The sequence below is a fragment of the Streptomyces sp. NPDC045678 genome, from assembly GCF_056432085.1.
On the sequence record NZ_JBWKJS010000010.1, the window covers coordinates 286065 to 311975 of the forward strand.

At 72.8% G+C, this 25911-nt stretch carries 20 protein-coding genes; 10 read left to right on the plus strand and 10 right to left on the minus strand.

All coding sequences use genetic code 11. The features are described 5' to 3' along the window. The first annotated feature begins 17 nt into the window (after window positions 1-17). The 3 genes from AC07DO_RS32450 (at window position 18) to AC07DO_RS32460 (ending at window position 3683) form a co-directional block, all read left to right on the plus strand. A complete protein-coding gene (locus AC07DO_RS32450) occupies window positions 18-875 on the plus strand; it encodes a VOC family protein (RefSeq protein ID WP_479064739.1) in 858 nt (285 codons plus the stop codon). Window positions 876-907: 32 nt separating this feature from the next. Next, window positions 908-1837 (plus strand): SigB/SigF/SigG family RNA polymerase sigma factor, encoded by a 930-nt coding sequence (locus AC07DO_RS32455; RefSeq protein WP_479064741.1) that lies wholly within the window; start codon window positions 908-910, stop codon window positions 1835-1837. A 199-nt stretch (window positions 1838-2036) separates the two neighbouring features. Beyond that, window positions 2037-3683 (plus strand): chitobiase/beta-hexosaminidase C-terminal domain-containing protein, encoded by a 1647-nt coding sequence (locus tag AC07DO_RS32460; protein WP_479064743.1) that lies wholly within the window; start codon window positions 2037-2039, stop codon window positions 3681-3683. Window positions 3684-3713: 30 nt separating this feature from the next. Here AC07DO_RS32460 and AC07DO_RS32465 read toward each other — a convergent pair whose 3' ends face one another. Further along, window positions 3714-5993 carry an FUSC family protein gene (locus AC07DO_RS32465; RefSeq protein ID WP_479064745.1) on the minus strand — a complete coding sequence of 760 codons (2280 nt, stop codon included), beginning with the start codon at window positions 5991-5993 and terminating at the stop codon, window positions 3714-3716. Window positions 5994-6188: 195 nt separating this feature from the next. Between AC07DO_RS32465 and AC07DO_RS32470 the strand changes: the two genes are divergently transcribed. The 3 genes from AC07DO_RS32470 to AC07DO_RS32480 all read left to right on the plus strand — a co-directional run bounded on the left by AC07DO_RS32470 (window position 6189) and on the right by AC07DO_RS32480 (window position 9438). Next, entirely contained in the window at window positions 6189-6659 is a 471-nt protein-coding gene (locus tag AC07DO_RS32470; RefSeq protein WP_479064747.1) for a peroxiredoxin, read from the plus strand. 430 nt (window positions 6660-7089) lie between these two features. Beyond that, a complete protein-coding gene (locus AC07DO_RS32475; protein ID WP_479064749.1) occupies window positions 7090-7677 on the plus strand; it encodes a PadR family transcriptional regulator in 588 nt (195 codons plus the stop codon). A 36-nt stretch (window positions 7678-7713) separates the two neighbouring features. Then, window positions 7714-9438, plus strand: coding sequence for an acyl-CoA dehydrogenase family protein (locus AC07DO_RS32480; protein WP_479064751.1), 1725 nt, complete (start codon window positions 7714-7716; stop codon window positions 9436-9438). Between the two features lie 10 nt (window positions 9439-9448). Here AC07DO_RS32480 and AC07DO_RS32485 read toward each other — a convergent pair whose 3' ends face one another. Then, the gene (locus tag AC07DO_RS32485; RefSeq protein ID WP_479064753.1) at window positions 9449-10345 is read right to left on the minus strand and encodes a hypothetical protein; all 897 of its coding nucleotides are present in this window, start codon (window positions 10343-10345) and stop codon (window positions 9449-9451) included. A 183-nt stretch (window positions 10346-10528) separates the two neighbouring features. Here AC07DO_RS32485 and AC07DO_RS32490 point away from each other — a divergent pair, with 183 nt between their 5' ends. Continuing rightward, window positions 10529-11476, plus strand: coding sequence for an SDR family NAD(P)-dependent oxidoreductase (locus AC07DO_RS32490; protein WP_479064755.1), 948 nt, complete (start codon window positions 10529-10531; stop codon window positions 11474-11476). 15 nt (window positions 11477-11491) lie between these two features. Here the strand turns inward: AC07DO_RS32490 and amaB are convergent, their stop codons facing one another. The 4 genes from amaB to AC07DO_RS32510 all read right to left on the minus strand — a co-directional run bounded on the left by amaB (window position 11492) and on the right by AC07DO_RS32510 (window position 16728). Further along, window positions 11492-13021 carry an L-piperidine-6-carboxylate dehydrogenase gene (amaB, locus tag AC07DO_RS32495; RefSeq protein ID WP_479064757.1) on the minus strand — a complete coding sequence of 510 codons (1530 nt, stop codon included), beginning with the start codon at window positions 13019-13021 and terminating at the stop codon, window positions 11492-11494. After that, window positions 13018-14436 (minus strand): 2-oxoadipate dioxygenase/decarboxylase, encoded by a 1419-nt coding sequence (hglS, locus tag AC07DO_RS32500; RefSeq protein ID WP_479064910.1) that lies wholly within the window; start codon window positions 14434-14436, stop codon window positions 13018-13020. Before hglS ends, amaB begins: the two co-directional genes overlap by 4 nt. 21 nt (window positions 14437-14457) lie before the next feature. After that, window positions 14458-15642: an NAD(P)/FAD-dependent oxidoreductase gene (locus AC07DO_RS32505; RefSeq protein ID WP_479064759.1), complete on the minus strand. Its 1185-nt coding sequence runs from the start codon at window positions 15640-15642 to the stop codon at window positions 14458-14460. Window positions 15643-15831: 189 nt separating this feature from the next. Further along, entirely contained in the window at window positions 15832-16728 is an 897-nt protein-coding gene (locus tag AC07DO_RS32510) for an alpha/beta hydrolase (RefSeq protein WP_479064761.1), read from the minus strand. A gap of 119 nt (window positions 16729-16847) precedes the next feature. Between AC07DO_RS32510 and AC07DO_RS32515 the strand changes: the two genes are divergently transcribed. Further along, window positions 16848-17882, plus strand: a complete 1035-nt coding sequence (locus AC07DO_RS32515) for a helix-turn-helix domain-containing protein (RefSeq protein WP_479064762.1) — start codon at window positions 16848-16850, stop codon at window positions 17880-17882. Here AC07DO_RS32515 and AC07DO_RS32520 read toward each other — a convergent pair. Next, on the minus strand, window positions 17854-18765 hold the full coding sequence (locus AC07DO_RS32520; RefSeq protein WP_479064764.1) for a type II CAAX prenyl endopeptidase Rce1 family protein: 912 nt from the start codon (window positions 18763-18765) through the stop codon (window positions 17854-17856). The two genes, AC07DO_RS32515 and AC07DO_RS32520, sit on opposite strands and share 29 nt — an antisense overlap. A 156-nt stretch (window positions 18766-18921) precedes the next feature. After that, entirely contained in the window at window positions 18922-20316 is a 1395-nt protein-coding gene (locus tag AC07DO_RS32525; RefSeq protein ID WP_479064766.1) for a helix-turn-helix domain-containing protein, read from the minus strand. Window positions 20317-20538: 222 nt separating this feature from the next. Between AC07DO_RS32525 and AC07DO_RS32530 the strand changes: the two genes are divergently transcribed. Continuing rightward, window positions 20539-21879: a M64 family metallopeptidase gene (locus tag AC07DO_RS32530; RefSeq protein ID WP_479064768.1), complete on the plus strand. Its 1341-nt coding sequence runs from the start codon at window positions 20539-20541 to the stop codon at window positions 21877-21879. 42 nt (window positions 21880-21921) lie between these two features. On the opposite strand, the gene AC07DO_RS32535 is transcribed toward AC07DO_RS32530, so the two are convergent. Further along, on the minus strand, window positions 21922-22659 hold the full coding sequence (locus AC07DO_RS32535) for a phosphotransferase family protein (protein ID WP_479064770.1): 738 nt from the start codon (window positions 22657-22659) through the stop codon (window positions 21922-21924). A 170-nt stretch (window positions 22660-22829) separates the two neighbouring features. Between AC07DO_RS32535 and AC07DO_RS32540 the strand changes: the two genes are divergently transcribed. Next, complete coding sequence (locus AC07DO_RS32540; protein WP_479064772.1) at window positions 22830-24287, plus strand: glutamate-cysteine ligase family protein; 1458 nt, start codon at window positions 22830-22832, stop codon at window positions 24285-24287. A 326-nt stretch (window positions 24288-24613) separates the two neighbouring features. Here the strand turns inward: AC07DO_RS32540 and AC07DO_RS32545 are convergent, their stop codons facing one another. Next, window positions 24614-25678, minus strand: a complete 1065-nt coding sequence (locus AC07DO_RS32545; RefSeq protein WP_479064774.1) for a LacI family DNA-binding transcriptional regulator — start codon at window positions 25676-25678, stop codon at window positions 24614-24616. Window positions 25679-25911: the final 233 nt, after the last annotated feature.

Consider the following 25911-nt stretch of genomic DNA (forward strand, 5'->3'; position numbering starts at 1 on the left):
ATGGGGCGGCTCGACGCGTGTGGACCGGCGACGGTTCGGCGCGCAGGGCCGGAGGTACACGCCTGATCCCGACCGGCGCCCGCAAACCGGCCCTGTCCGGCGGAAGCCTGCCGCCGAACCTCGGAAAGGCCCGCGGCGCACCCTGTTGGCTGAGCCTGGCCTCGCGGGACATCCGGGCCGCCGAGGAGTTCTACAGTAGGGTGCTCGGCTGGTGTCACGTGCCGCTGCTCGGCTCGCCGCGTCGGCCGCGGTCCCTGGCCCTGCAGAACGGCAGGCCGGTCGGCACCCTCAGCGAGACCGCGTCCGACCTGGGCATCTACGCGGGCTGGATGCCGTACTTCGCCGTCGACGACGTGGACGTCACGGTGGCCAGGCTCCATGAGCGCGGCGCCACCGTGGCGGTCGGCCCGCTGACGACCGGTGCCGGGCGCGTCGTGGTGGCGGCGGGCCCCGACGACGCCGTGTTCGGGCTGCGCGAGCAGGCTCCCGACGAGCGCTGGACGGTGGGCGAGGGGCCGGTCGTCCGGCTCGAACTCCTCACGCGGGACATCTTCGCCGCGGCTCTCTTCTACGGGGGCGCGCTCGGCTGGGCGGACTCCTCCTGCGACTGCTGCGAGGTGGAGTACGTCGACGGACAGATCCTGGTCCGCGACGGACCGCGCACCGTCGCGCGGCTGCGGGACGGCACACCGCCGGGCTTCGAGGGCCGCCACCGCTGGCACGCCTGCTTCCGCGTGGCCGACGTCGACTCCGCCGCGGCTGCCGCCGTGCGCTGGGGCGGCCGGGTGATCACCCCGCCGCAGGGGCCCGAGCGCCGGCGCGAGGCCGTCCTCGCGGACCGCGAAGGCATCCCGTTCACGGTGGTGGCGAACTGAGTCCGCGGGCCGGGACGCCGGGCAGCCGAGCCATGGAAGTCGAGAACGTGGAGAACCAGACGATGTTTCTTCGGCAGAAGGGTGTCGCCGACGCCGTCGACGATGCCGTGGAGCCGATACGGCGGACGCGGGACGAGATCGTGGGACTGCCCCGCGTCGCGGCAGCCGACCAGGTCGCACCGAAGGACGCCCGCGAGCTGTCGAAGCTCTTCTTCGATCGGCTCCGGACCCTCGAGGAGGGATCGCCCGACCACCTGTACGCGCGCAACACCCTGATCGAGATGAACCTCTCCCTGGTGCACTATGTGGCCGGCCGGTTCCGCAACCGCGGCAACGGGCAGCTGGAGGACATCGTCCAGGTCGGGACGGTCGGGCTGATCAAGGCCATCGACCGGTTCGACACCAGCCGCGGCTTCGAGTTCGTGTCGTTCGCCGTCCCCTGCATCCTCGGGGAGATCAAACGCCACTTCCGTGACACCAGCTGGGCCGTCCACGTGCCGCGAAGACTCAAGGAGCTCCGCACCGAACTGGTCAAGTCCCGGGAGCGGCTGTTCGCCGTGCTGGGCCGTGAGCCGACCGTCCGTGAACTCGCGGAGGACCTGTCGGTGAGCGAGGAGCAGGTCCTCGAGGTGATCGTGGCCGCCAACGGTTACGCGGCCGGCTCCCTGGACTCCCAGCACGGAGGGAGCGAGGACGGCACCACGCACAAGAACAACCGCTCGCTCGCCGACGTCATGGGGGAGCCGGACCCGGCCATCGAGGTCATCGAGAACATCCACGCCCTGGCCCCGCTCCTCGCGGAGCTCGACGAACGGGAGCGCCGCATCATCGAGATGCGCTTCGGCCAGGAGATGACGCAGGCCGAGATCGGCAGAATCATGGGCATCTCGCAGATGCACGTGTCACGGCTGCTGTCCAAGACGCTGACCCGACTGCGTACAGGGATGCTCGCGCACGAATAGCGCGGACGTCGTGTGCCGGGTGCGCCGGTCCCGCAGGCGCGCCCGGCTTGTCGCCCGCCGACGGCGGCGGTTCACGGACGAGTCACCAGAAGGTAACTGGTCTGGCCTCGTTACCTCATCAACCCGTTCTAGCGTCACGGGAGTTCACGCCGGGCGGCACGCACCGTAGGCCCGGCCAGAGGCAAGGATCCGGATCCCCGTGAGACGTACCCCCTTCGTGATCACCGCTGCGTCCCTGGCGCTGCTGCTCCCGGCCGCCGCCCACGCGATCGTCCCGGCCGCCTCGCCGGCCGGGGCCGGACCCCGCGCCACCGCCGCGCGCACCGCCCCCGCGCCCCCGACGTTCGGCACGGCCGGCGGCCGCTACGAACGCACCGTCCCGCTGACGCTGCGGGCCGAGCGCGGCACCACGGTCCGCTACACCCTGGACGGCACGACACCCACCCGCGCGGACCGCGCCTTCGTGCCGGGCAGGCCGCTGCGTCTCACGAAGGACACCAACGTCACCGCCGTCGCGTTCCGCGGTGGCCGGTCGAGCGTCCCGGTGTCCGCCGGTTATCTGGTCCGGAGCAAGGAGAAGCCCGTCGCACGTCTGGTCGTCATGTCCGACGTGCACATCGGGAACCACGAGAAGAACGACAAGAAGTACGAGAGCTTCTTCGACACCATCGGGTCGGTGTTCCCCGCACCGGACGCGATCCTCTCCAACGGCGACATGATCAACGACAACGGCGACGGCCGCGGCGGCGACCACCGCGTCGTCTCCGAGATCTTCCGCGCCAACCTGAAGCGCAAGGGCATGGACGACACGCAGGTCCTGCTCTCCCACGGCAACCACGACGCGCGCCTCGCCGACATGCGTGCCCACTACCCGCGCGCCTGGTTCCCCGACTCGGGCGGCGGCTACTACGAGTCGACCGTGCGGGGCCTGCACCTGTTCACCGTGAACACGGAGACGTACGACGCGGACCGCGTACAGCGCGCCTGGCTCAAGAAGCGGCTCGCCGAGATCGCCGCGGACCCGGCGAACGCCCACACCCCCGTCCTCGTGCAGGGCCACCGGCCCGCCCCCGGCACCGCGATGGACGGCCAGCAGGCCTCGAACCCCCGGCTCACCGAGGATCTCGCCGCCCACCCGCAGGTCGTCTACTTCTCCGGCCACTCACACCTGAACATCAACGACGAACGCTCCGTCCACCAGCGCGACTTCACCGCCGTCAACGACGGCTCGATGTCGTACGTCGAAATGGACCACGGCTACCAGGCCGTCACGGAGACGGGCCTCGCGGACCGCTTCGAGGCGCCGACCGCGCAGGCCCTGTTCGTCGAGGTGTACCGCGACCGCACGGAGATCGCGCGCGTCAACATGGCCGCCGACAAGCACGACATCTACACCGGCGGCCAGTGGTCGGCCGACTGGCAGCCCCCGTACGCCAGCGCCGGTACTCTCAGCGGGCCGACCTGGACCGTACGCCTCAAGGGAAACAGCCCGCAGCAGATCAAGGACGCCTTCACCTACACCGACGCCCGACGCAACACGACCGCACCGAGGTTCACGGAACGCCGCCCGCTCGCTCTCGTCGACGGCGGCCGGGCCCTGCGCGTCCGCCAGGCGCGGGACGACCAGATGGTGCACCACTACCGCGTCGACGTCGAGAACACGGCGACCGGTACGAAGCTGCTCTCGTCGAAGGTCCTGTCCGAGTACTACTTCATGCCCCGCCCCAACTCCCTGGACATCCCCCTGCCCGCCACGGAGAGGGGCGCACGCTACGTGGCGAGGGTGCGGGCGGTGGACGCGCACGGCAACGCGTCGTCACAGACGACGCTCGGGTTCAGGGGCTGACCAGCGGGACGACGTCCACGTTTGCCCCGTTCAGCGAGCCGGGGCTGACGCGGTGGCCCCCTCTTCGGGCGCCTCCAGCGGAACCCCGAGCGGCCGGGCCAGGCCCACGATCCCCTCGTCGAGCCGCTGCAGGTGCCGCAGCACGCGGAACGCCACCGAACCGGTCCGCAGCACCTCGTGGCGGCCGCTGTCGAGCATCGAGGCGATGCTCGACCCGGACTCGATGACGCCGTCGGGCTCCTCGTCGCGCACCTGAGCGGCGATCAGGTCGATGTTGTGCGTGATGCGCCGCCCGGCGAGCGCGAGGCGCGCGTCGGCCGCGACGCTCTTGCTGGAGGGCACCAACTCGGCCGTCGCCGCCAGCGAACGGGCGTGATAGGCGCAGGTCTCCAGGAGCGCGACGATGTAGCGGGCCGTCTGCCGACGGGCCCGCAGCGGGGCGATCGGATGCGTCAGCGGCTTCGTGGAGCTGCGCAGGTCGTCCAGCGCGGTGTCCAGATCGCGCGCCAGGTCCACGAGGTCGACCGCGGGTCCGCCGCTGAGCTGCGACACGGCGGCCGACACGACGTCCCGCAGCCGCGCGAGGACCGTGCCGAGCTCCTCGTCGGTCCGGTGCGAGGTCCGCACCGGAAGCACCAGGACCGCCGCGATGATCCCGCAGGCCGCGCCGAGCGCCGTCTCCTCGATCCGCAGCACCAGGACGTCGAGGCTGTAGGTGTTGAGCAGGGTGTAGAGCAGGCCCAGCATCGCCGTGACGAAGAACGACATCATCGCGTAGGAGAGCGGCGCGGTGAAGAACATGCCGAAGACGCAGAGCACGACGAGGGCGAACGCCGCCCACGTGTGGTTGCCGACGGCGCCGGCCAGCGCCACCCCGGCCACGACGCCGAGCACCGTGCCGAGGAGGCGGCGGTAGCCCTTGACCATGATCTCGCCCGTGGACGCGGTGTTGAGGAAGACCACCCAGCAGGTCAGCACGGCCCAGTACCACCGCTGTGTGGACAGGAACTCGCCGCCGACGATGGCGAGCGCGGACCCGACCGAGACCTGCACGGCCGCCCGGGTGGTGGGCCGCCGCAGCCCCGTCTGCTGCTCCTCCTCCGCCTCCGCGGCCTCACCGGATATCGAGATCTCCTCGGCCTCGAATTCCTCACGGGACCGCATCACTTCCGGACTGTCGTACTCGTCGTCCGGCGCCCCGTCGGTCGCGAGCCGCAGGCCCAGAATGGCGCGCGCCGCCTCACCGATCGCGCGGAAGCAGTCCTGGATCGCCGGGGAACCCTGCGGCAGGCCCTGCTCCTCGCGGTAGCCGAGCAGCCGGTTGCGTACGTACGGGAGTGCCGTGCCGCGGTCGTCGGGCACCAGGCGCACCACGAGCAGGTGCAGGGCGCGCAGGTCCCTGCGCAGGGCGGTGCCCGCGTCGGGCCCGATGCGGCCGCGCCGCGTGAGGGGGACGGGGGCGCTCGGCAGGTGCAGGGTGAGTGTCTCCACGCGCTCCGCGCTGCGGGCGTTGAGGAGCAGGACGCCGAGGCGTTCCGCGGCGATCTCCGCGTCGGCCACCCTGCGCTGCAGCAGCGCCGCCGCTGCCGCGTCGCGCGAGCCCTCCTCCAGCCGGCCCTGGATCATCAGCGCGGCCTCGTGCAGCCGTGCGGTGCTGCGCCGCAGGTCGTCCAGGACCTTCTCCGGGCCCTCGCCGGAGTCCGCGTCCGCGTCGAGGAGTTCGATCTGGTGGGCGATCAGCTGGGCGAGCCGCGCCCTGAACGCCTCGCGCAGCCGCGCCAGGGTGCGCTCGGGCGTCTCCGGCACCACGGCGAACCGTACGACCGCGCTGCACGCGAAGGCGATGGTCAGGGTCAGGTAGAGCGTGGGCAGCGCCGACGTGGACGCGCTGACGAAGAGCGAGACGAAGTAGACCTGGAAGCCGATGAGCCCGAGCGCGGTGCCACGGTCGCCGAACCGGCGGCAGTAGACGGCCCCGAAGATCAGGACGATGAAGAACACGTCCCCGGCCACCACGCGGGAGTTGAGCAGCGCCCCGAGAGAGATGGCCGCGAGCGCGACCGGCAGGCCGAGCGCCAGGGTGATCGCCTGGCCCCGCACCTCCTTCTCCTGGATCGCGAACGTGGCGACCATCGCCGTCATCGCGCCCGCGACGAGGTGCGTCACCGACGTGCCGAGCGGCGCGAGCACGGCGAGCGCGAGGAGGATCGCCCCGACCGTGCGCAGTCCCGCCATGAGCCGCAGGAGCCCGGGGTCGGATGCCGAGTAGCGGTCCCAGATGCCCTTCGCTGTCCGTCGTACCAGTGCCATCGTTCTGACCGTACTCCCCGTCGTTCGCTCGGTGCCTCCCGGCGATCCCCAGCATCGCACGACGTCGTTTCGCGAGGTCAAGGGCGGTGGGAAGGGCTGGCGACGGCCCGTTGCCGCCGGTCGAGTAGGGTTTCGCTCCCGCACTCGAGGAGGCAGCGTGGCCCCGATGGACCGCACGTCGCACAGGACCCGGGCATGACGGCGCGCGTGGCGGTGGGCGACACCGTCGAGGACTTCACGCTGCCGGACGAGACCGGCACCGCGCGCCGACTCTCCGAACTCCTCCAGGACGGCCCGGTGGTGCTCTTCTTCTATCCGGCGGCCCTCACCCCCGTCTGCACGGCCGAGGCCTGCCACTTCCGTGACCTCGCCGACGAGTTCGACGCCGCGGGAGCGCGGCCCGTGGGCATCAGCGGCGACGAGGTCGACCGGCAGCGTGAGTTCACGGAGCGTCACACTCTGGGCTTTCCCCTGCTCGCGGACCCCGAGGGCGTGGTGCGCGGCCGGTTCGGCGTGACCCGCGGCTTCTCACTGGCACCCACCAAGCGGGTCACGTTCGTCATCGGCAAGGACCGCACCGTCGCCGAGGTGGTCCGCAGTGAGTTCCGCATGAGCGCACACGCGGACCGCGCGCTGGCGGCGGTACGGCGCCTGGCGACCGGCTGAGCCGACCGCTCCCACCGCGCGGCGTCGAGCCAGTCCTTGTAGTGCGTGGGGGCGAGGCGGGCGTTCGGGCCGCCGATCAGAACGGCACCCTCGACCGCGGCGAACATGCCCGCCTTCTCGCCCGTGACGACGGTCCGTGGATCCTGCCGGACCGGACCGTTCGGCACCCCTCCCGAGGAGTGCACGAAGCCGTGCCCCGTCTCCCGCGCGACGGCGGCCGCCGACGCCGCGTGGCGGGTGTCCGCGGGACGTCGCCATCGCCGACCTCGTCGGGTCGGTGCACCGGGACAAGCGGCCCCGAGGCGCTGCCGCGCATCGGCGCCTGGCTCGACTCGTCGGCCGCGACGGACCACCGATCGCGCGGGTGAGCCGCGTCTCACCTGGCCGGTGCCGCTTGTCTATGCAACGAGTTGCATAGAAGGATTCGGGCATGGCGCTCGAGCACGCGATCCTCGTCTCCCTGCTGGAGAAACCGGGCTCCGGATATGAACTCGCCCGGCGGTTCGACCGGTCCATCGGCTACTTCTGGGCAGCCACCCACCAGCAGATCTACCGCGTCCTCAAACGCATGGAGGGCGACGGCTGGATCGACGTCCGCGAGGTGGTCCAGCAGGACCGGCCGGACAAGAAGGAGTACTCCGTCGCCTCCCCGGGCCGGGCCGCGCTCTCCCAGTGGCTGCACGAGCCGATCGAACCCGAGAGCGTCCGGCACGAGCTCGCCGTGAAGATCCGCGGCGCGGCCTTCGACGACCCGGTCGCGCTGATCCACGAGGTGGAGCGGCACCGTCAGGCGCACGCCGACCGCCTCGCCCACTACCTCGCGGGGGAGCGGCGCGACTTCACGGGGCCCGACGCCCCGGCCCGCGAGGCGCCCGAGGCCTCCGGTCGCGCGGAACTCGACGCCGGACGAGAGCTCCAGCACGTCGTGCTGCGCGGCGGCATCGCGTACGAGCGGATGACGCTCGCCTGGCTCGACGACGTGCTCGCCACGCTCCACCGACTCAACTCCGAGCGCTGAGCGCGCTCCACGCACCTCTTGGAAAGGCGAACCGCCATGGCCGACCCGCTGCTGTTCAACCCGAACACCTACGACCCGACCCACTTCGATCCCGAGACCCGCAGGCTGCTGCGCGCGACCGTCGACTGGTTCGAGGCGCGCGGCAAGCGCAAGCTGATCGAGGACTACCGCACCCGCGCCTGGCTCGCCGACTTCCTGGAGTTCTCCGCCAAGGAAGGGCTGTTCGCGACCTTCCTCACCCCGGCGTCCGCCGCCAGGGAGGGGCAGGGCGACAAGCGCTGGGACACCGCCCGCATCGCCGCCCTCAACGAGATCTTCGGCTTCTACGGCCTCGACTACTGGTACGCGTGGCAGGTCACCATCCTCGGCCTCGGCCCGGTCTGGCAGAGCGACAACGCCGCCGCCCGCACGCGCGCCGCCGAACTCCTCGACCAAGGCGAGGTGTTCGCCTTCGGCCTGTCCGAGAAGTCGCACGGCGCCGACATCTACTCCACCGACATGCTCCTGGAGCCGGACGGTGACGGCGGCTTCCGGGCCACCGGCTCCAAGTACTACATCGGCAACGGCAACGCCGCCGGGCTCGTCTCCGTCTTCGGCCGCCGCACCGACATCGAGGGCCCCGACGGCTACGTCTTCTTCGCCGCCGACAGCCGCCACGACGCGTACCACCTGGTCAAGAACGTCGTCGACTCGTCGAAGTACGTGAGCGAGTTCCGTCTGGAGAACTACCCGGTCGGCCCCGACGACGTGCTCCACACCGGCCGCGCCGCCTTCGACGCCGCTCTCAACACCGTCAACGTCGGCAAGTTCAACCTCTGCACCGCCTCGATCGGCATCTGCGAGCACGCGATGTACGAGGCGGTCACCCACGCCACGGGCCGCATCCTCTACGGGCGCCCCGTCACCGCCTTCCCGCACGTGCGCCGCGAACTGACCGACGCCTACGTCCGCCTCGTCGGGATGAAGCTCTTCAGCGACCGCGCCGTCGACTACTTCCGCTCGGCGGGCCCCGACGACCGCCGCTACCTCCTCTTCAATCCCATGACGAAGATGAAGGTGACCACGGAGGGCGAGAAGGTCATCGACCTCATGTGGGACGTCATCGCGGCCAAGGGCTTCGAGAAGGACAACTACTTCGCGCAGGCGGCCGTCGAGGTCCGTGGCCTGCCCAAGCTGGAGGGCACGGTCCACGTCAACCTCGCGCTGATCCTCAAGTTCATGGGCAACCACCTCCTGAACCCGGCCGAGTACGCGCCCGTGCCGACCCGCCTCGACGCGGCCGACGACGCCTTCCTCTTCCGGCAGGGCCCGGCCCGCGGCCTCGGCGCCATCCGCTTCCACGACTGGCGCGCCGCCTTCGACGCGTACGCCGAGGTGCCCAACGTCGCCCGCTTCCGCGAGCAGGCCGACGCCCTCTGCACGTTCGTCACCACGGCGGCCCCCGACGAGCGGCAGAGCCTCGACCTCGACCTGCTCCTCGCCGTCGGCCAGCTCTTCGCGCTGGTCGTGCACGGCCAGCTGATCCTGGAGCAGGCGCGCCTGACCGGCCTGGACGAGGACGTGCTCGACGAGCTCTTCGCCGTCCTCGTACGCGACTTCTCCGCGCACGCCGTCGAACTGCACGGCAAGGACTCCGCCACCGCGGACCAGCAGACGTGGGCGCTCGGCGCGGTCCGGCGTCCGGTCGTCGACGACGCCCGTTCGGCGCGTGTCTGGGAGCGCGTCGAGGCGCTGGCCGGGACGTACGAGATGGCGCCGTGACGGGCGAAGGTCATGGCGTGCTGCCGCGCATGCCCTTGTAGGGGACCGGCCGGCCGGTGAGCGCGTCGAGCAGGACGCGATCGCCGACCGGCCGTGCCAGTTCCACCGTCACCTGCTGCATCTCCGCCTGACTGGTGCAGACACCGCCGTCGTCCCGCTTCCGCTTCTTGACGGAGGGCGTCAGCACGACACTCCCTTCGGTCTCGAGTGCCTTCACCGCCGCTCCGTCGTCGCAGGCGCCGTGGAGGGCTGTCACGGTCACCGCTCGTCCGTCCGCGGCTGTCCCGACGAGCCGGTCGAGCGGGAGACCGGGGAGGTGGAGGGCCCGGCCGATCGGTGGCCGGGGAGGCTTCGACGGGAGGACCGCGGCCTGTTTCAGGGGCGAGGCGTAGCCGTCCAGGGTGTAGAGCCAGGCCGGGACCGTCGCCGGACCGCGGCTGGTGGCCACGCGCATCTCACCCGGCTCCACCCCGGTCACCGTGAGGTGCGGCTCTCCAGTGACCGCGGCCCGGGAGTGGGCGAGTGCCTTGTACGACTCGTCCGCCCCCACGAGGGGTCGCGCGAGCGAGGCGCCGTCGGGCCACGTCACGTTGCCGTCCGCGCGCCCGGGACCGGGCAACTCGCCGCGCAGGACGAAGCGCCCGTCCTCGAAGGCCCGCTCGTCGGCCCGGCCGCGCAGCCCGCCCCGCGGCGGCTGGACCGTCTCCCCGGCCGGGTGGAACCCGGTACGCCACGCGACGGCCGCGGCGGAACCGTCCCAGGCCTCGGCGACCTGCCGGGCACGGTCCGCGAGGGAGGCGCCCCCGGTCCCGGCGGGAGCCTCCTCACCGCCGCATCCGGACGCCGCCACCAGGACCGCGCCGGACACGGCGACCGCGGCGAGCGCGCGGAATGGACGGGTGAGCATGTGACCCCCTCGGTGAAGCCCTGACGCGGCTGCTCCTGTGACGCGGCGGACACCGGAAACGTTCACCGTGTCGGAGGGATGTCGGTGGCCCGATGTGCCGGCCGACGAACTGTCGGAGACATGTCGGTGACCACTGGCACGGTGGGCACCACAGTTCCGCGCCACCGAGGGAGCCCCGCCGACATGTCGCCCACATCCTCCACCCCGCCCTGGAACGTCCAGCGCCTGCCGCGCGCCGACGCCAGCGTCTTCCTGGTCACCGGCGGCAACGCCGGCATCGGCTACTTCGTCGCGGAGCAGCTGTCGGCGACCGGCGCGACCGTCGTGCTGGGCAGCCGCAGCCCGGCGAAGGCCGAGGCCGCCATGGACTCGATCCGCGCACGTGTCCCCGGCGCGCGGGTCCGGGCCGTACGCCTCGACCTCGCCGACCTCGCGTCGCTGCCGTCGGCCGTGGAGTCCCTGGCGGTGGACCGGCTCGACGCGGTGGTGCACAACGCTGGCGTCGCGCTCGACGATCCGCCGCGCCAGGAGACCGGCGACGGACACGAGCTCATGTTCGGCACGAACCACCTCGGGCACTTCGCGCTGACCCGCCGGCTGATGCCGCTGCTGTCGGCGGCGCCCGCGGCCCGCGTCGTGACCATGGGCAGCTTCGCGGCGAAGTCCGAGCGGCTCGACCTCGACGACCTCCAGTCCCGGAAGGACTACCGAGCCAAGCGCACGTACGGCCGCTCCAAGCTGGCCCAGATGTACTTCGGCGTGGAACTCGACCGCCGTCTGCGCGCCACCGGCAGCCCCGTCGCGAGCGTGGTCGCCCACCCCGGCGGCGCCCTCGACTCCCTCACCCCCTCACGGCCGCCGGTCCACGTCCGGACGACCGGCGCGCGGCTCGGCGCGGCGCCCGCGGCCCTCCTCGTCCAGGGCAAGGACGCCGGAGCGTGGCCCGCGGTCCGCGCGGTGCTCGACCCGGCCGTGCGGGGCGGCGAGTTGTGGGGCCCGCGCGTCTTCGGTCTGCGCGGGGAGCCGCGACGCGAGCCGGTGTGGGAGCACCTCGCGGACCCCTCCGTGGCGGCGCGGCTGTGGGACGCGAGCTGTGAACTGACCGGCGCCTCCTGGGAATGCCTGAGGTGAGAGTGCAGAAACAGGTCAGAGAAAGCTGACGTTCTGGGCGAGGGAGAGCCGGCTCGAGTAGTTGATCGTGTTCGTGGCCGACCGCATGTAGGCGCGCCACGCGTCGGAACCCGACTCACGGCCGCCGCCCGTCTCCTTCTCGCCCCCGAACGCGCCGCCGATCTCCGCACCGGACGTCCCGATGTTCACGTTGGCGATGCCGCAGTCGGAGCCCTCCGCGGACACGAAACGCTCCGCCTCCTGCTGGTCGCGGGTGAAGATGCTCGACGAGAGCCCCTGGGGCACGTCGTTGTGGAGGGCGATCGCCTCGTCGAAGGTGTCGTACGTCATGACGTACAGGAGCGGTGCGAACGTCTCCTCGCGCACCACGTCGGTCTGCCGCCCGACACGGACCACCGCCGGCTCCACGTACGCGGCGTCCGGCGCGGACGGTGCCGGGCGACGGGCACCGCCCGCCAGCACCTCGCCGCCCTCACCGCGCACCCGGTCCAGCGCGCCCCGCATCTGCGCGAGCGCCCGTGCGGAGATCAGCGGGCCGACCAGCGTCGCCCGGTCGAAGGGGTCACCGATGGGCAGCTTCCGGTACGCGGCGGTGAGGCGCCCCACGAGCGTCTCCGCGACATCGTGGTGCACGATGAGGCGCCGCAGCGTCGTGCAGCGCTGTCCGGCGGTGCCGACCGCCGCGAACACGATGCCCTGCACGGCGAGGTCCAGGTCGGCCGAAGGGGCGACGACCGCCGCGTTGTTGCCGCCGAGTTCGAGCAGGGAGCGGCCGAAGCGGGCGGCGACGCGCGGGCCGATCTCGCGGCCCATGCGGGTCGATCCGGTGGCGCTGACCAGCGCGACCCGTGGATCGTCCACGAGCTGCTCGCCCACGGCTCGGCCGCCGAGCAGGAGCCGGTGCACGTCGCGGGGCGCGCCTACGTCATCGGCGGCCCGGGCCAAGAGCCTGTCGCAGGCCAGGGAGATCAGCGGGGCCAGTTCGGAGGGCTTCCACACCACGGTGTCACCGCAGGCCAGGGCGACGGCGGTGTTCCACGACCACACCGCCGCCGGGAAGTTGAACGCGGAGATGACGCCGACGACACCGAGCGGATGCCAGCTCTCCGCGAGGCGGTGCCCCGGACGCTCGGAGGCGATGGTGCGTCCGTAGAGCTGCCGGGACAGGCCGACCGCGAAGTCGCAGACGTCGATCATCTCCCGCACCTCCCCGAGCGCCTCCGAGCGGATCTTGCCCGCCTCGATGGTGATCAGGTCCGCCAGGTCGTCCGCGTGGTCGCGCAGCAGGTCACCGAGGCGCCGGACGAGTTCGCCCCGGCGCGGTGCGGGGGTGGTGCGCCAGTCGAGGAAGGCGGCACGGGCCGCCGCGAGCGCTTCCTCGGTCCCGGCGGGACCGGTCGCGGCCAGACCGAAGAGGTCCTCGCCGGTGATGGGGGTACGGGCCCGCAGACCGTTGCCTTCGGGGACGGTGACGCCGACGCGGCCGAGCGCGGAGCGGGCACGGGCGCGCAGCTCGTCGGTGGCGGGCAGGGCGATGCCGGTCATGACGCTCCCTGGGGACGTGGTGCGCGGATGGGACGCAGTGCGCGGGGGAGGAGGGCGAGGGAGCGGTCCCGCTGCCGCTCGTACAGCGCGAAGGGGTCGAGGACATCGCGGCCCATGGCCTCGGAGAGCCGTTCGGAGCCGTACGCACCGCCTTCCCGGTCACGCTCCCGGGCACCGTCTCCGGACCGGGTGCCCTCGAGGTTGGACCGGAAGATGCCGGCGGCCGACCGGGGCAGGAAGTCCTCGTACACGATCGGCTCGGCCCGCAGCCAGCCTCCGTCCAGGAGCCCGCCGAGGTCGGAGGGCGGGCGGCGGCCGTCCGCGGGCCGGTCGGGGACGGCGTGGTACGTGAAGAACCCGAGGCCCCGCGCGGCCAGGCCGTGTTCGGTCGCGGGCAGGTGCTCCGCCCACACGGCGCGGGCCGCCGCGTCCCGCTCGGTGGCCGGCCGGGACGCGGCCCGCTCGTCGACGAGGGCGAGCAGCCGGTCGTAGAGGACGCGGCCCTCGCGGGTGAGGGCGATGCCCCGCGCCTCGACCTCGCCGAACCGCACCCGCAGCGCGCCGCGCCGCACGCTGCCGTCCGCCGCCCGCAGGGAGCGCGGCTCGGCCAGTGCGCGGAACGAGGTCTGGCGCAGGAGCACGTCCGGCCCTGCCCAGCGCGGCGGCCCCTGAATGGTGTCGATCATCTCGATGCCGCGTTCGGTCATGCGCCGGTAGAGCTCGTCGATGTCCAGGACGCGCGGGGTGAGGTGGTTGATGTGGGTGCTGCGGACACCGCCGATGTCCGCGGCGACGGCGGAGACGCGCTCCAGAGACGCGTACCAGTCCTCGTCGACGGGTTCGGCCGACAGCTCGAAGGCGTGCACGGCGAGTCCGAGGAACCGCTCGGCGTCCGCGTCGGACAGTGCACGCTCCGCCTCCGCCCGGTCGGCCAGCGCGAGCAGCTCCGGCGGGAACAGCTCGCGGCCCGCGAGGAACGTGTCGAGACGGGAGCGCAGGCCGTCGTCGAAGAAGCGGGCGTCGTCCACGGTGAGCAGGGACGTGAAGACCCGGAAGGGGTTGCGGGCCAGCTCGTCCTCGTCGACCGGCCGGAACGCCGTCGACACGATGGGGAGGGCACCGGCCGGGGTGTCGCGCAGGTCGTAGAAGCCGACCGGGTGCATGCCGAGGGCGCCGAACACGCGGGCGACCTGCCGCAGTTCCCGCGGAGTGCCGACCCGGATCGCGCCGTGCCGTTCGGCGGTGACGCGGCCGATGGACCCGAGGCGCTCGGCGCCGGTGCCGCGCTCGCGCAGCACGTCCTCGTTGACCTCACGGGAGACGTCCACCAGCGTCGTGTACGCGGGGACCTCGCGCCCGTACATCCGCGAGAGCCGCTCGGCGAACCCGGCGCGCAGCCGCCACTGCTCGATCATCGACATGTCGTCCTTTCGGGTTCACACCACGTGGGCTTCCGGGCGGCTCTCGGACCCCGTGCGGAAACGGTGCGCGCCGAGTGGCTCGACGTCGACGCACGGCCGCCGCCCCAGGTACAGGTCGCGGACGATCTCGCCCACCGCGGGGGCCTGGAGGAAGCCGTGGCCGGAGAAGCCGGTGGCGTAGAGGAAGTTGACCGGTGCGTCGGAGCGGCCGATCAGCGCGTTGTGGTCGGGCGTGACCTCGTACAGGCCCGCCCAGCCGCCGGACGTCTCCATCTCCGCGAGCGCGGGCGCCCGTTGCCGCGCCACGTCACGGAACAGTTCCAGCCAGCCCGGCGTCCACGTGGTGTCGAAGCCCTCGGCCTGGCGGGGGTCGGCGAGGCCGAGGAGCAGGCCGTCGTCGCTGTTGTGGAAGTACGCCGACGACGCGAAGTCGATCGTGAACGGGATGCGCGGCGCGGCGGGCACCAGCGGCACGGTGAGGGCGAGTTGGCGGCGGAGCGGCCGGACCGGCAGCTCGACGCCCGCCATGGCACCGATCCGCGCCGACCACGCCCCCGCGGCGCAGACGACCGTCGAGCAGGAGACCGGCCCGCGGTCGGTGCGGACGGCCGTCACGCGGTCACCGGCCACGTCCATGCCGGTGACCGCGGTACCGGTGGCGAACACGGTGCCGGCCCGCGCCGCGGCACGCGCGTAGCCGCGCACGACGAGCGCGGGGCGCGCGTGGCCGTCGTCGGGGGAGTGGGCGGCCGCCACCAGGCCGTCGGTGGTCAGATAGGGGCAGAGCGCCCGCGCCTCCGACGGCCCGATCATGCGGCTGGGCACGCCGAGGGCGTTCTGGGTCCGCACCCCGGCCTCGAAGTCGGCCACCTGGGCCGGGTCGGTGAGCAGGAAGAGATAGCCGACGGTGTCGAGGCCGATGTCGGCGCCGGGCCGGCGCGGAAAGCCCCGGAAGGCGCGCAGACCGCGCAGGCCGAGCTCGATGTTGAGCGGATCGGAGAACTGCGCCCGCACCCCGCCGATCGGCTTCCCGGAGCTTCCGCCGCCCAGTGCGCCGCGCTCGACGACGAGGATGTCGCGTACGCCCGCCTCGGCGAGATGGAACGCGATGCTCGTACCCATCACCCCGCCCCCGATGATCACGACATCGGCGGTGGACGGGACCGCACGGCGGGCGGACGCGGACGGTGAGGAGGCCAAGAGGCCGCTCCCTTCCGGGCATCGGCCCGGACTGTCGTGGCATGGCATGGCGCGGTACCGCACGGCGTGGCGCGGCAGGCAACGGCTGAACAGCACCTGGACAGCGGTCTGCCCGCCCATGGTGCAGCACGCCGCCCGACGGCGTCCATGAGGCGTATCCGCGCCAACCCTTTGATCGCGACGCCTGTTTCAGCCCGCAAGCGCGCGCCGCAGCACCTCCCCGAGCCGGGCGATCTGCCGCTGGGAGACGTCGGCGGACAGGATGGCCTGCGAGCCGTGGAACGTGCCGGGCCACTGGTGCAACTCGACCGACACACCCGCCTGCAGCAGGCTCACCGCGTAGGCGATGTCCTCGTCGCGGTTCGGGTCGAACTCCGCCGTGGCGACGTACGCGGGCGGCAGGCCCGACAGGTCGGTGGCCCGGGACGGGGCCGCGTACTGCGTGGCGGGCTCGGACCCGAGGTAGTGCCGCCACGAAGCGGCCACGTTGGCGCGCGTGGCCCACGGCGTATCGGTGAAGTTCCGAGCGGACCACGTCTCCAGACGGTCGTCGAGGGACGCCTCGTTGAGCAACTGGAAGCAGATCGGCGGCCCTTCGTGGTCGCGGGCCCACAACGCCACCGCCGCGGCGAGGTTCCCGCCTGAGCTGTGCCCGCCCACAGCGATCCGTGCCGGGTCGACACCGAGCTCGGCGGCGTGCTCCACCGTCCACTCGAGGGCGGCGTACGCGTCCTCCAACGCGGCCGGAAACGGGTGTTCGGGGGCCAGCCGGTACCCCACCGAGACCACCACGGCCCCCGACGCGGCGGCGATGCGCCCGGCCCACGGATGTTCCGTGTCCAGGTCGCCCATGATCCGTGCGCCCCCGTGCATCCACACGACGGCGCCCCGCGCCCCCTGCGGCCGGTAGATCCGCACCGGCACCTCCGGATCGGCGGACACCGTACGGTTCTCGATCTCCATGCCCGTCGTGTCCGGCGCCGGTTTCGACGCGGCGTACGCGCGGTACCTCTCGCGTGCGGCGGCCGGATCGCTGAGGTCCTGGCGGGGAAGCAACGGGATGAACGCTTCGAGTTCGGGATCCATGCCGGTCATCCTCACAGCAGCGACCCGCACTGTCGTCCGCCGACTGTCGGGCACCTGTGCCCCATCGCGCACCGATCGGCGCTCCCCGCGTCCGGCCGTCGGCCCTATTGTCCTCTGTCATGGAAGCACTGGCCGTACGGCTGTCGGGACTCGATCCGCACGTCGAGGGCGCGATCCGCGTCGTCACGTTCTACGACACGCTGATGCGCCGCCGCGTCGACCTCGCGGCGCTCGCCAGGGCCTCGGCGGGCCTGGCCGAGTGCGTGGTCGGAGTACGGATGGGCGGCACCGGACGGGCCGTCCGCCTCTCACCCGAGGGAACCGACGCGTCCGCCCCGCAGGCCCCCGCCTCCAGCACGGCGCCCATCACCCTCGACGACGAGGAGATCGGCACCGTGTGGCTGGAACGCCCCGGACCGCCGAACCCGCTCGACGAGGTGCTCCTGGACCGGCTGGCCATCGCCGCGGCGGCGGCCGTCGAGCGGTACGGCCCGGCCCGCACCACCATGGCCGACCCCGCCCTGGTCGAACTCGCCATCAGCGCCGACAGCGAGGAGGCCGCCCGAGCCCGTGCCCTGCGGCTGCTCGGCTTCGCCGCCGATGTGCCGGTCCGTGTCGTCGCCGTACGCTCGCGGCTGCCGCTCGACCGGATCGGCGGCCTGATCTGCCCGGCCCGCCCGGTGAAGGCGGCGCCGCTCTCCGGCGTAGGAGTCATCCTGGCCACCACCGTCGACCGGGCGGCGTTCCCGGCGGGCGTACGCGCGGGCATCGGGGCCGCGGGAAGCCCGGACCGTTCGTGGCGTGAGGCGCGCACCGCTCTCCGCTTCGCCACCTCCGGCCGGCCGGTCGTGCCCCACGACGAACTGGGGGCGCTGGCCCTGCTCGCGGAGGTTCCCCAGGAGGTCGTACGGGACAACCCCGACGTCGCCGCCGTCGCGGCCCTCGCCGAAGGCACGGAAGACCTGGAGACGCTGGACGCCTACTGCTCCACCGGCTCCCTGCGACGGGCCGCGGACCTCCTCCACCTGCATCACAGCAGCGTCGCCCGGCGTCTGGAGCACCTGGGGAAGAGCCTGGACATCGACCTGACCGAGCCCACCGGGCTGATCCGGGCGAGGCTCGCGCTCACCGCGTGGCGGCTGCTCGACGACTGAGCGAATCGGCGGCCGCCGTGGACGGCGTGCCCCCGCGCCGCCTCTCCACCCGCCGCCACACCGCGAACCCGGCCATGGCGACCAGCAGATACACCGGCACGAGGAGTTCCACATCCGGGGACGACAGCCGCACGGACCACCCCGCATCGCGCTCGTCCCCCTCGAACACGATCCGGTTGACGGACAGAAAGGCCAGATGCGCCCCGATGGCGGCGCACAGCGGGGCGCGCCGCACGGCGGTGCGGGCCGTGACGAGCATCAGGCCGAAGAAGGTCAGCAGGATCAGGTAGTCGACCGGGTTCTGTCCGCCCGGCGCGAGTCCGACGGGCCCGGCGTCGCCTCCGACCAGGGGCGCGACCCCGGCCTCCACCACGGTCGACAGGCCGGGCACCACCAGGAACACGGCCGTCGTGCCGAGCGCGGAGACGACACCGCCGAACCGGCCGCGCAGCGCGGTCCACGTCTGTCCGCGCAGCGTCGTCTCCTCGGGCAGCGCCTCCAGGAGCAGGGCGACCACGCCGTTCGTCACCAGGAACCCGGCCAGCTCGGGCACGTCCGGGCGTGACCAGCTCAGCAGCCCGGCGGCTGTCGCCGCACCCAGCACGAGTGCCGCGGCGCCGGAGGTGACCCCCGCGCCGACGCACAGGGCCCGCAGATTCCCGCCCGGGCCACCGAAGCCGATGTCCCGCAGGGATGCGCCGCGCCGGCGCAGCGCGATCACGACGAGCGGCACCGCCACCGCGCTGACCAGCACGGCCGGAACGAGCCGCGCCGCGAAGCCGGTGAGGCCGAGGCCGTCGGCGAGCACGGGCCCCACCGCCGTGCCCGCACCGAGCGCCACGCCCATGACGAGGCCACCACCAAGTGCCCTTCCCAGAACCACAGTCTCTCCTCGATGCCGGTCGCCGCCGCTCGACACCGCCGCGGCAAGGGGTACTCACCATCCTGGGCGCCCCCGCGATCATGAGAGTCGTGACGGCGGATGAGATCGCCGTACATCTTTCGATGCACCGGCGGGTCGCACCGGACGAAGGGCAGGTCACATCGGGGGAGTGGCGGGCGCGGGGCCCAGCGTGGTGGTGCCGGGCGCGGCCCGGTGGCCGAGGCCCGTGCGGTACGCGTCCATCGCGGCCTCCACACGCCCCGCGCGGCGCAGCAGATCTCCGAGGAGGCGGCAGAGGTCGGCCAGATCGCCCACCGCGCTGGAGCGTTCCAGCAGCGAGAGCGCGGCGCGGTAGTGCTCCTCGGCCCGCTCCGTGTCGCCCCGCTCCTCGGCGATGAGACCGAGCAGCCGGTGCGCGCCGCCCGCGTGCACCGCGCCGCGTCCGGCGCCGAGCGGCCCGGCGCCCCCTTCCTCCTCGTCACCCGCGGTGAGCAGCGGACGCAGCAGTGCCTCGGCTTCGTCGGTCTTGCCGCGCCGCCGCAGCACGTCCGCGAGTTCGACCTCGACCTGCTCGGTGAAGAGCGCGGCGCGCTTGGAGGCGAGGATGTCGCGGGCGGTGCGCAGCTCGCTCTCGGCGTGTTCCAGGTCGCCGTCCTGGGCGTGTACGTAGCCGCGCATCCAGTGGCAGTGGGCGAGTTCGGTACGGATGTGCAGCTGGCGGTAGAGCTCCTGGGCCTTGGCGAGCGACGCGTCGGCCTCCGCGATGCGCCCCTCCGCGATGAGGGTGCGGGCCACCCCGCGGTGCATCCCCGCCACGAGTGCGGGATCGTCCACGCGCGGGGCGAGCGCCAGTGCCAGCTCGGCGGCGTGTGCGGCACGCGCGTGCGCGCCCATGTCCATGTAGGGCGCGATGGACGCCGTGTAGAGGAGCAGCAGGGCCTCGGGGTCGTGCAGCCCGGCTGCGTCGAGCTCGTCGAGGGCGCTCTCCAGGAGGTAGCAGGCGTACCGCAGTTCACCGCTGAGCAGATGCGCGGTGGCGCGTCCCCGTACGGCAGGGACGCGGCGCGGCAGCGGTTCGTCGGCGAGCAGCCGTTCGGCGGCGGCGAACCGGTCGCGGGCGCCGGTGAGTTCGCCGGACTCCAGGAGGCAGTCGCCGAGGCCGAGGAGCGCGTCGGCCTGCTCCTCGGCGAGGTTGTGCGTGACGGCCTCTTCGTGGACGGTGCGGAAGAGTTCGGCCGCGTCCTCGGGCGCGCCGGTGGCCAGCGCGCGGCGGGCGTCGGTGAGGCGCAGGCGCAGCTCGGCGGCGAGGTGGGCGGGGCGGCCGGTGGCGAGCTCTTCGTAGCTGACGCCGAGGCGTTCGGCGAGGTGGCGCAGCGCGGCTTCGGAGGGGCGCACGCGGCCGGACTCCAGTGTGGAGACGTACGCGGCGGTGTAGGCGGGTTCGGCCAACTGTCGCTGGGTGAGGCCGCGTTCGCCGCGCAGGCGCAGGACGCGCCGCCCGATCTCGGCCGGGTCGTCGGGTGGCACACCGCCGGAACTGTTGTGCGTCACTGCTCCCTCTCCACCATCGCTCCGGAGCCCGTCGTGCTCCGGAGGCCTCACTTTTCGTACGCGCCGCCGAGCGGATCCGCTCAGTCCGACCGCGTGAACTCACCCGCCCCATCAGCAAATTGAAGCGCACCCATTGCCTCGACTCCCGGGAACCTCTACGTTGAGCCGCGCCTTAACTCTGCTTAACCCGCCATTTATATCGCGGACTTCGGAAGGACGCCCATGCCCCCCACGCATCGAATATCCATCCGTCCCAGACGCACGCCCCTACGGGTGGCGCTCGCCACGGGCATCGCCCTCGCCGCGGCGGCCACCGCCGCGGGACCCGCGGGCACGGCCGCCGCGGCGGACCCCGCGCCGGAGCCGGCCGCCGCCCAGTCCCAGCGCGTCGAGTACTTCACCGGCCCCGACGCCCACCCGCGCCACACCGACGTCCCCGCCTCCCCGACGCTCTCGCCGAGCGAACGCAAGAAGATCAAGGGGGACGGCGACGTCGTCCCGATCGTGTCGGCGGGACCGACCGACTCCAAGCTCGACGTCGTCTTCATCGGCGACGGCTACACCGCCTCCCAGCAGGAGGACTTCCACGCCGACGTGCGCGCCAAGTGGGCGAAGGTCTCGGCCGTCGAGCCCTACGCGTCGTACAAGAGCCTGTTCAACGTCTGGGCGGTCGACGCGGTCTCCCGCCAGTCCGGCGTCTCCAACGACCCGACGAACGGCACCGTGAAGGACACCGCGCTCGGTTCCGCCTTCTTCTGCGACGGCATCGAGCGGCTGCTGTGCGTGGACACGAACAAGGTCGAGACGTACGCGAAGAAGGCCGCCGACCCCGACCTCGTCATCGTCCTCGCCAACTCCACGAAGTACGGCGGCGCGGGCTACAACGACATCACCTCGCCGTCCGGCTACGACGGCATCGCCACCGCCTCGTCGGACAACGCCCAGTCCGACCAGGTCGTCGTCCACGAGACCGGGCACTCGCTGGGCAAGCTGGCGGACGAGTACTGGTACGAGGAGTACGGCACGTACACCGGTGCCGAGCCCTGGGAGAGCAACATCAGCAAGCTGACGGCCGCGCAGCTCACCGCCCAGAAGAAGAAGTGGTACCGGTGGATCGGCCGGACCTCACCGGACGGCGGCAAGGTGGGCGCGTACGAGGGCGGCGGCTACTACCCGCGCGGTCTCTACCGCCCCACCGCGGACTCGATCATGCGCACGCTCGGCCGCGAGTTCAACCTCCCGGGCCGCGAGGCCATGATCGCGGGCTTCCACCGGCACGCGTCGGTCGTCACCGCGGCAACGCCGACGGACCGCGCGGTACGCCGTGACGACAAGGTCCGCGTGCGCGTCGCGGACGGCATTCGGCTGCGCTGGAGCGTCGACGGCCGCGAGGTCCGCCGCGCCCGGGACGACCTGACGGTCACGCCCCGCTCCCTCGGAGTCCCGGCCGACGGCCGCACCCACGAACTGACGGTCTGCGCCACGGACCCGACGGACGCGGTCCGCGCCCCGGACCTGCGGTCCCTGCTGACGGACTCGCTCACGTGGCGGGTCGGCCGCTGAGACTCAAGGGGCCCGGATGTGAGGGGGCGCGACCGCGCCCCCTCACATCCGGGCCCTCAGCACGTCGATCTCACACCCCGGCGCGGTCGGGTCGAAGCCGTGTTCCACCAGCCAGCGAATGGCCAGCAGGCTCCGCAGGGACCACCATGCGCGGATCACGTCGAGGTCGACGTCCGTGCCGTAGCCGGCGAGCACGTCGGTGAGACGGTCCTCGTGTCCGAGCGTCAGCGTGGCGAGGTCGAAGTGGGCGTCGCCGCGGGCGGCCTCGGACCAGTCGATGATGCCCGTGACCCGGTCCCCGTCGACGAAGACGTGGGCGATCTGCAGGTCGCCGTGTGTGAAGACCGGCGTCCACGGACGCAGCGCGGCCTCGGCTATCCCGCGGTTGCGGGTGACGAGGTCCTCGGGCAGGACGTCGTTCGCCATGAGCCACGCGCACTCGGCGTCCAGCTCCGCGGCCAGCTCCTCCGGGCCACGGCCGGTCCGGGACGGCAGCGGCGCGTCGTGCAGCTTGCGGACGGCGGCGCCCGCCGCGGCCCATGCCGCGGGCGACGCGGCCGACGGTTCGCCGAGCCGGCCGAGCGCCGTCCCGGGAACCGCGGCGATCGCGAGCACGGACGGCTTGCGCCACAGGATGTCGGGGGTCGGGACCGGCACCAGTGACATCGCCTCGGCCTCGGCTTCGAGGCGCCGCGGATCGGCGTCCACCTTCAGGAACATGTCACCGACGCGCAGGGTGGTGCGCTCGGAATGTGCGACGACCACCTCGACATCGTTCATGGCGGCCAGTATCCATCCCCTGTCGCGCGGCGCCTGGCCCGGCCTTCGTCATCTCGAGGCGCCGAGGACGGGGAATCGCCACATACTGCTGTTGAACGACTCCAAACGGTGGGTTGCCCCCGTGAGGGACAGGGAGCTGTCGTGTCGATGCGTCGGACTAGGAGCAGGCCATGGGTCGCGAACTGCGGCAGACCGTGTTCACGGATCAGGATCACCAGCTCTTCCGCACGCGGCTGAAACAGTCCCTCGGCGTCCTCGACGACACTCTGACCCGGTCGTCCTTCGGCCTTCCGCACCCCATGCTCGGCGCCGAACTGGAGATGTTCCTGACCGACCCGGACGACGGCCTCCCCGTCGCGCGGAACGAGGAAGTCCGGCTTGCCGCGGCCGACCCGCGGCTCGTCCTCGAGGTCAACCGGTACAACCTCGAGGCGAACCTCAGCCCCGTCCCCCTGCACGGCTCCCCTTTCACCGCCCTGCACCAGGAGACCCGTGACCTGCTCCGTGCGGTCGAAAAGGCCGCCCGGCCGCACGGCGCGGTGCCGTACTGCGCCGGCATCCTGCCCACCCTGCGCCCCGGCGACCTCACACGGCACAACGTGTCCCCGAAGCGTCGCTACGGGATCCTCGACGACGCCCTCGGCCGCGCCCCGCGCGACCTGTACGTCCACGGGGAGCAGAGCTGCCGCTTCCGCTCCGACACCGTGTGCGCCCAGGGAGCGGTCAGCTCCTGGCAGATCCATCTGACTGTCCCAGCGGCGGACTTCGCCCGCTTCTACAACGCGGCGCAACTCGTCATCGCCCCGGTGCTCGCGGTCTGCGCGAACTCTCCCGTGCTGCTCGGCCGCCTGCTGTGGGACGAGACCCGCATACCGTGGTACGAGCAGGCTTTCGGCATGTCCCGCACGGGTTCCTCCGACCCGGGTGCACGTACGGGCTTCGGCGAGGGCTGGGTGCGCGAGGGCGTCGGCGAGCTCATGGAGGCCGCGTGCAGGCACCGCCCGCTGGTGCCGATCTGCGCCGACACGGCGCCCACGGAAGCCACGCACGGCGGGGGCCCCGCGGAGCTGGAAGAGCTGCGGCTGCACATGGGCACCGTCTGGTGGTGGAACCGTCCCGTGTACGACCCCGCCGGCGACGGGCATCTGCGCATCGAGATGCGCGCGCTGCCCTCCGGCCCCACCCCCGCCGACATGGCAGCCAACACCGCGCTGCTGATCGGACTCGTCCTGGACCACGCGGCCGACCACGAGCCGGCGATTCCCGCCCTGCCCTTCGCGCAGGCGCGCGCCAACTTCTACGCCGCCGCCCGCCAGGGGCTGAACGCCACACTGTCGTGGCCGCAGGTACGGGGTGCGCCGGTGCAGCGGAACGCGCAGGACGTGGTCCGGTCTCTCCTGGGGCGTGCGGCCCGCGGCCTGGCCGGGGTCGGCGTGGCGGACGACGAGATCCAGCGGTGGCTGGGCGTCGTCGAGGGGCGCGTCACCTCGGGCCGTTCCCCCGCGCACTGGTACCGGCGCGCCCGCCGCGCCGGCGCCCACGACCGCGAGATCTTCCGCCACTCCCTGCGACTGGCGTCGGAGGACGTCCCGGTGCACGCGTGGACGGTGCCGGGTTCCGCCGGCTGAGGCGCGGCAGCGGAATCGCTCGCCGGTGTGCCTTCCGGCACTTCGGCGGGGGAGATCGAGTGGTTGCGGGCCGGGCCGGGGGAGGGGGACGTCGCGACCGGCGGTGCGGGTCTCGCCGCCGACGCGGCCGCGCTGGATCTGCTCGACGAGTACCGCATCCGGAACGATCCGGAGCCATCCGGTACGGGTCGGCGGAAGCACTCCGTCCTTCGCCCGGCACGAGCGCCGAGTGGACCTGCACCACGTCGAGAACCGCGCCGTCGGCCGACAGATCGGCTACTCGCGCCACCGCGTGGGGCGTTGACCCGACCGCCCCCGTCGCCGCATCACCGCGGCAGTGGGGTGGCGCCCCCGGGCGCCGGAACCGTACCGCCCACCGCGCCCGCGGCCCCCACCACGCTCGACTCGCGCACCACCAGCTCGGGCGCCAGCCGTATGGACTGCCGTGGGCCGCCGTCCTCGCCCCCAGCGAGACGGCGGCCGAGCAGGCGCGCCGCCTCCGCCGCCAGCTCGGCCACCGGCTGGCGGACCGTCGTGATGCCCGGCGCCGACAACGCCGCCATCGGGATGTCGTCGAAGCCCGTGACGGCCACCTCTCCGGGTACGTCGACGCCGAGCTGCTGCAGACGCTGCAGTGCGCCGATGGCGATCAGGTCGTTGGCGCAGACGAGGGCGTCGGGCCTGACGGGCCACACCTCGTCGACCGCGGCCCTGCCCCACTCCACGGAGAAGTCCCCGAGGGCCACCCGGCCCGGCGCCCCGGGATCGAGTGCCGCCGCACCGGCCGCGTAGGCGACCCGGCGCTCCGCGGCGGCCGAGGCCGTGCCCGTCGCGCCGAGGAAGCAGACGCGGCGGCGGCCCGTGGCGGCGAGGTGGTCGAGGACGAGGGCCATGCCCGCGGCGTTGTCGACCGCCACGGAGTCGGCGACGGCGGGCCCGCAGCCCCGGTCCATCAGGACGAGCGGCACCCGGGCCGCCGCCGCGGTCACCGCGTCCCGGCTGCGCTCCTCGTGCGCCGGGATCACCAGGAGCGCGTCGACCTGCCGACCCAGCAGATCGGCGATGTACTCCGCCTCGGCCACCGGGTCGTCGTCGCAGTCGGCGAGGAGCACGGCACGGCCCTCGGCGTGCAGGGCATGCGTCAACTCCCGCACCAGCGTCGGGTAGAAGGGGTTCGTGATCTGCGGCAGGACGAGCCCGACCGTGCCCGTGGAGCGGCTGCGCAGGGCGCGCGCCGCGTGGTTCGGCCGGTAGCCGAGCGTCTGGGCGGCCTCGCGGACCCGGCGCGCGGTCTCGGCGCCGACGGGGCGCGTGCCTGCCAGCACCCGGGAGACCGTGGCGACGGAGCAGCCGGAGGCCCGGGCCACGTCTCTCAGCGTTACGTCGGCCACGCCGCGCCCACCCTTCGATGCGTTTCGGCAAACGTTATCAGCGGGCCACCACCGTCACCAGGCCTGATTTTCCAGGCGTATTCTCCCTGTTGACCCCTTTCTGTAGGCGTCGGCACGCTCTGGACTCGTGTCCGTTCCGGGCTAATTTGCCAGTTTGTGTCGTTGACCATTGACATAATTCGCGCCGGTGCACACAGTCTTGGGAGAACGTTTTCCCGAGCGTCGCCGCACGC

What these genes read in the sequence shown, in the direction of transcription:
- AC07DO_RS32455 (WP_479064741.1), top strand. Translation starts at nt 908, where the DNA reads ATGGAAGTCGAGAACGTGGAGAACCAGACGATGTTTCTTCGGCAGAAG.
- AC07DO_RS32465 (WP_479064745.1), bottom strand. Translation starts at nt 5,993, where the DNA reads ATGGCACTGGTACGACGGACAGCGAAGGGCATCTGGGACCGCTACTCG.
- AC07DO_RS32470 (WP_479064747.1), top strand. Translation starts at nt 6,189, where the DNA reads ATGACGGCGCGCGTGGCGGTGGGCGACACCGTCGAGGACTTCACGCTG.
- AC07DO_RS32475 (WP_479064749.1), top strand. Translation starts at nt 7,090, where the DNA reads ATGGCGCTCGAGCACGCGATCCTCGTCTCCCTGCTGGAGAAACCGGGC.
- AC07DO_RS32480 (WP_479064751.1), top strand. Translation starts at nt 7,714, where the DNA reads ATGGCCGACCCGCTGCTGTTCAACCCGAACACCTACGACCCGACCCAC.
- AC07DO_RS32485 (WP_479064753.1), bottom strand. Translation starts at nt 10,345, where the DNA reads ATGCTCACCCGTCCATTCCGCGCGCTCGCCGCGGTCGCCGTGTCCGGC.
- AC07DO_RS32490 (WP_479064755.1), top strand. Translation starts at nt 10,529, where the DNA reads ATGTCGCCCACATCCTCCACCCCGCCCTGGAACGTCCAGCGCCTGCCG.
- amaB (WP_479064757.1), bottom strand. Translation starts at nt 13,021, where the DNA reads ATGACCGGCATCGCCCTGCCCGCCACCGACGAGCTGCGCGCCCGTGCC.
- hglS (WP_479064910.1), bottom strand. Translation starts at nt 14,436, where the DNA reads ATGATCGAGCAGTGGCGGCTGCGCGCCGGGTTCGCCGAGCGGCTCTCG.
- AC07DO_RS32510 (WP_479064761.1), bottom strand. Translation starts at nt 16,728, where the DNA reads ATGGATCCCGAACTCGAAGCGTTCATCCCGTTGCTTCCCCGCCAGGAC.
- AC07DO_RS32515 (WP_479064762.1), top strand. Translation starts at nt 16,848, where the DNA reads ATGGAAGCACTGGCCGTACGGCTGTCGGGACTCGATCCGCACGTCGAG.
- AC07DO_RS32530 (WP_479064768.1), top strand. Translation starts at nt 20,539, where the DNA reads ATGCCCCCCACGCATCGAATATCCATCCGTCCCAGACGCACGCCCCTA.
- AC07DO_RS32535 (WP_479064770.1), bottom strand. Translation starts at nt 22,659, where the DNA reads ATGAACGATGTCGAGGTGGTCGTCGCACATTCCGAGCGCACCACCCTG.
- AC07DO_RS32540 (WP_479064772.1), top strand. Translation starts at nt 22,830, where the DNA reads ATGGGTCGCGAACTGCGGCAGACCGTGTTCACGGATCAGGATCACCAG.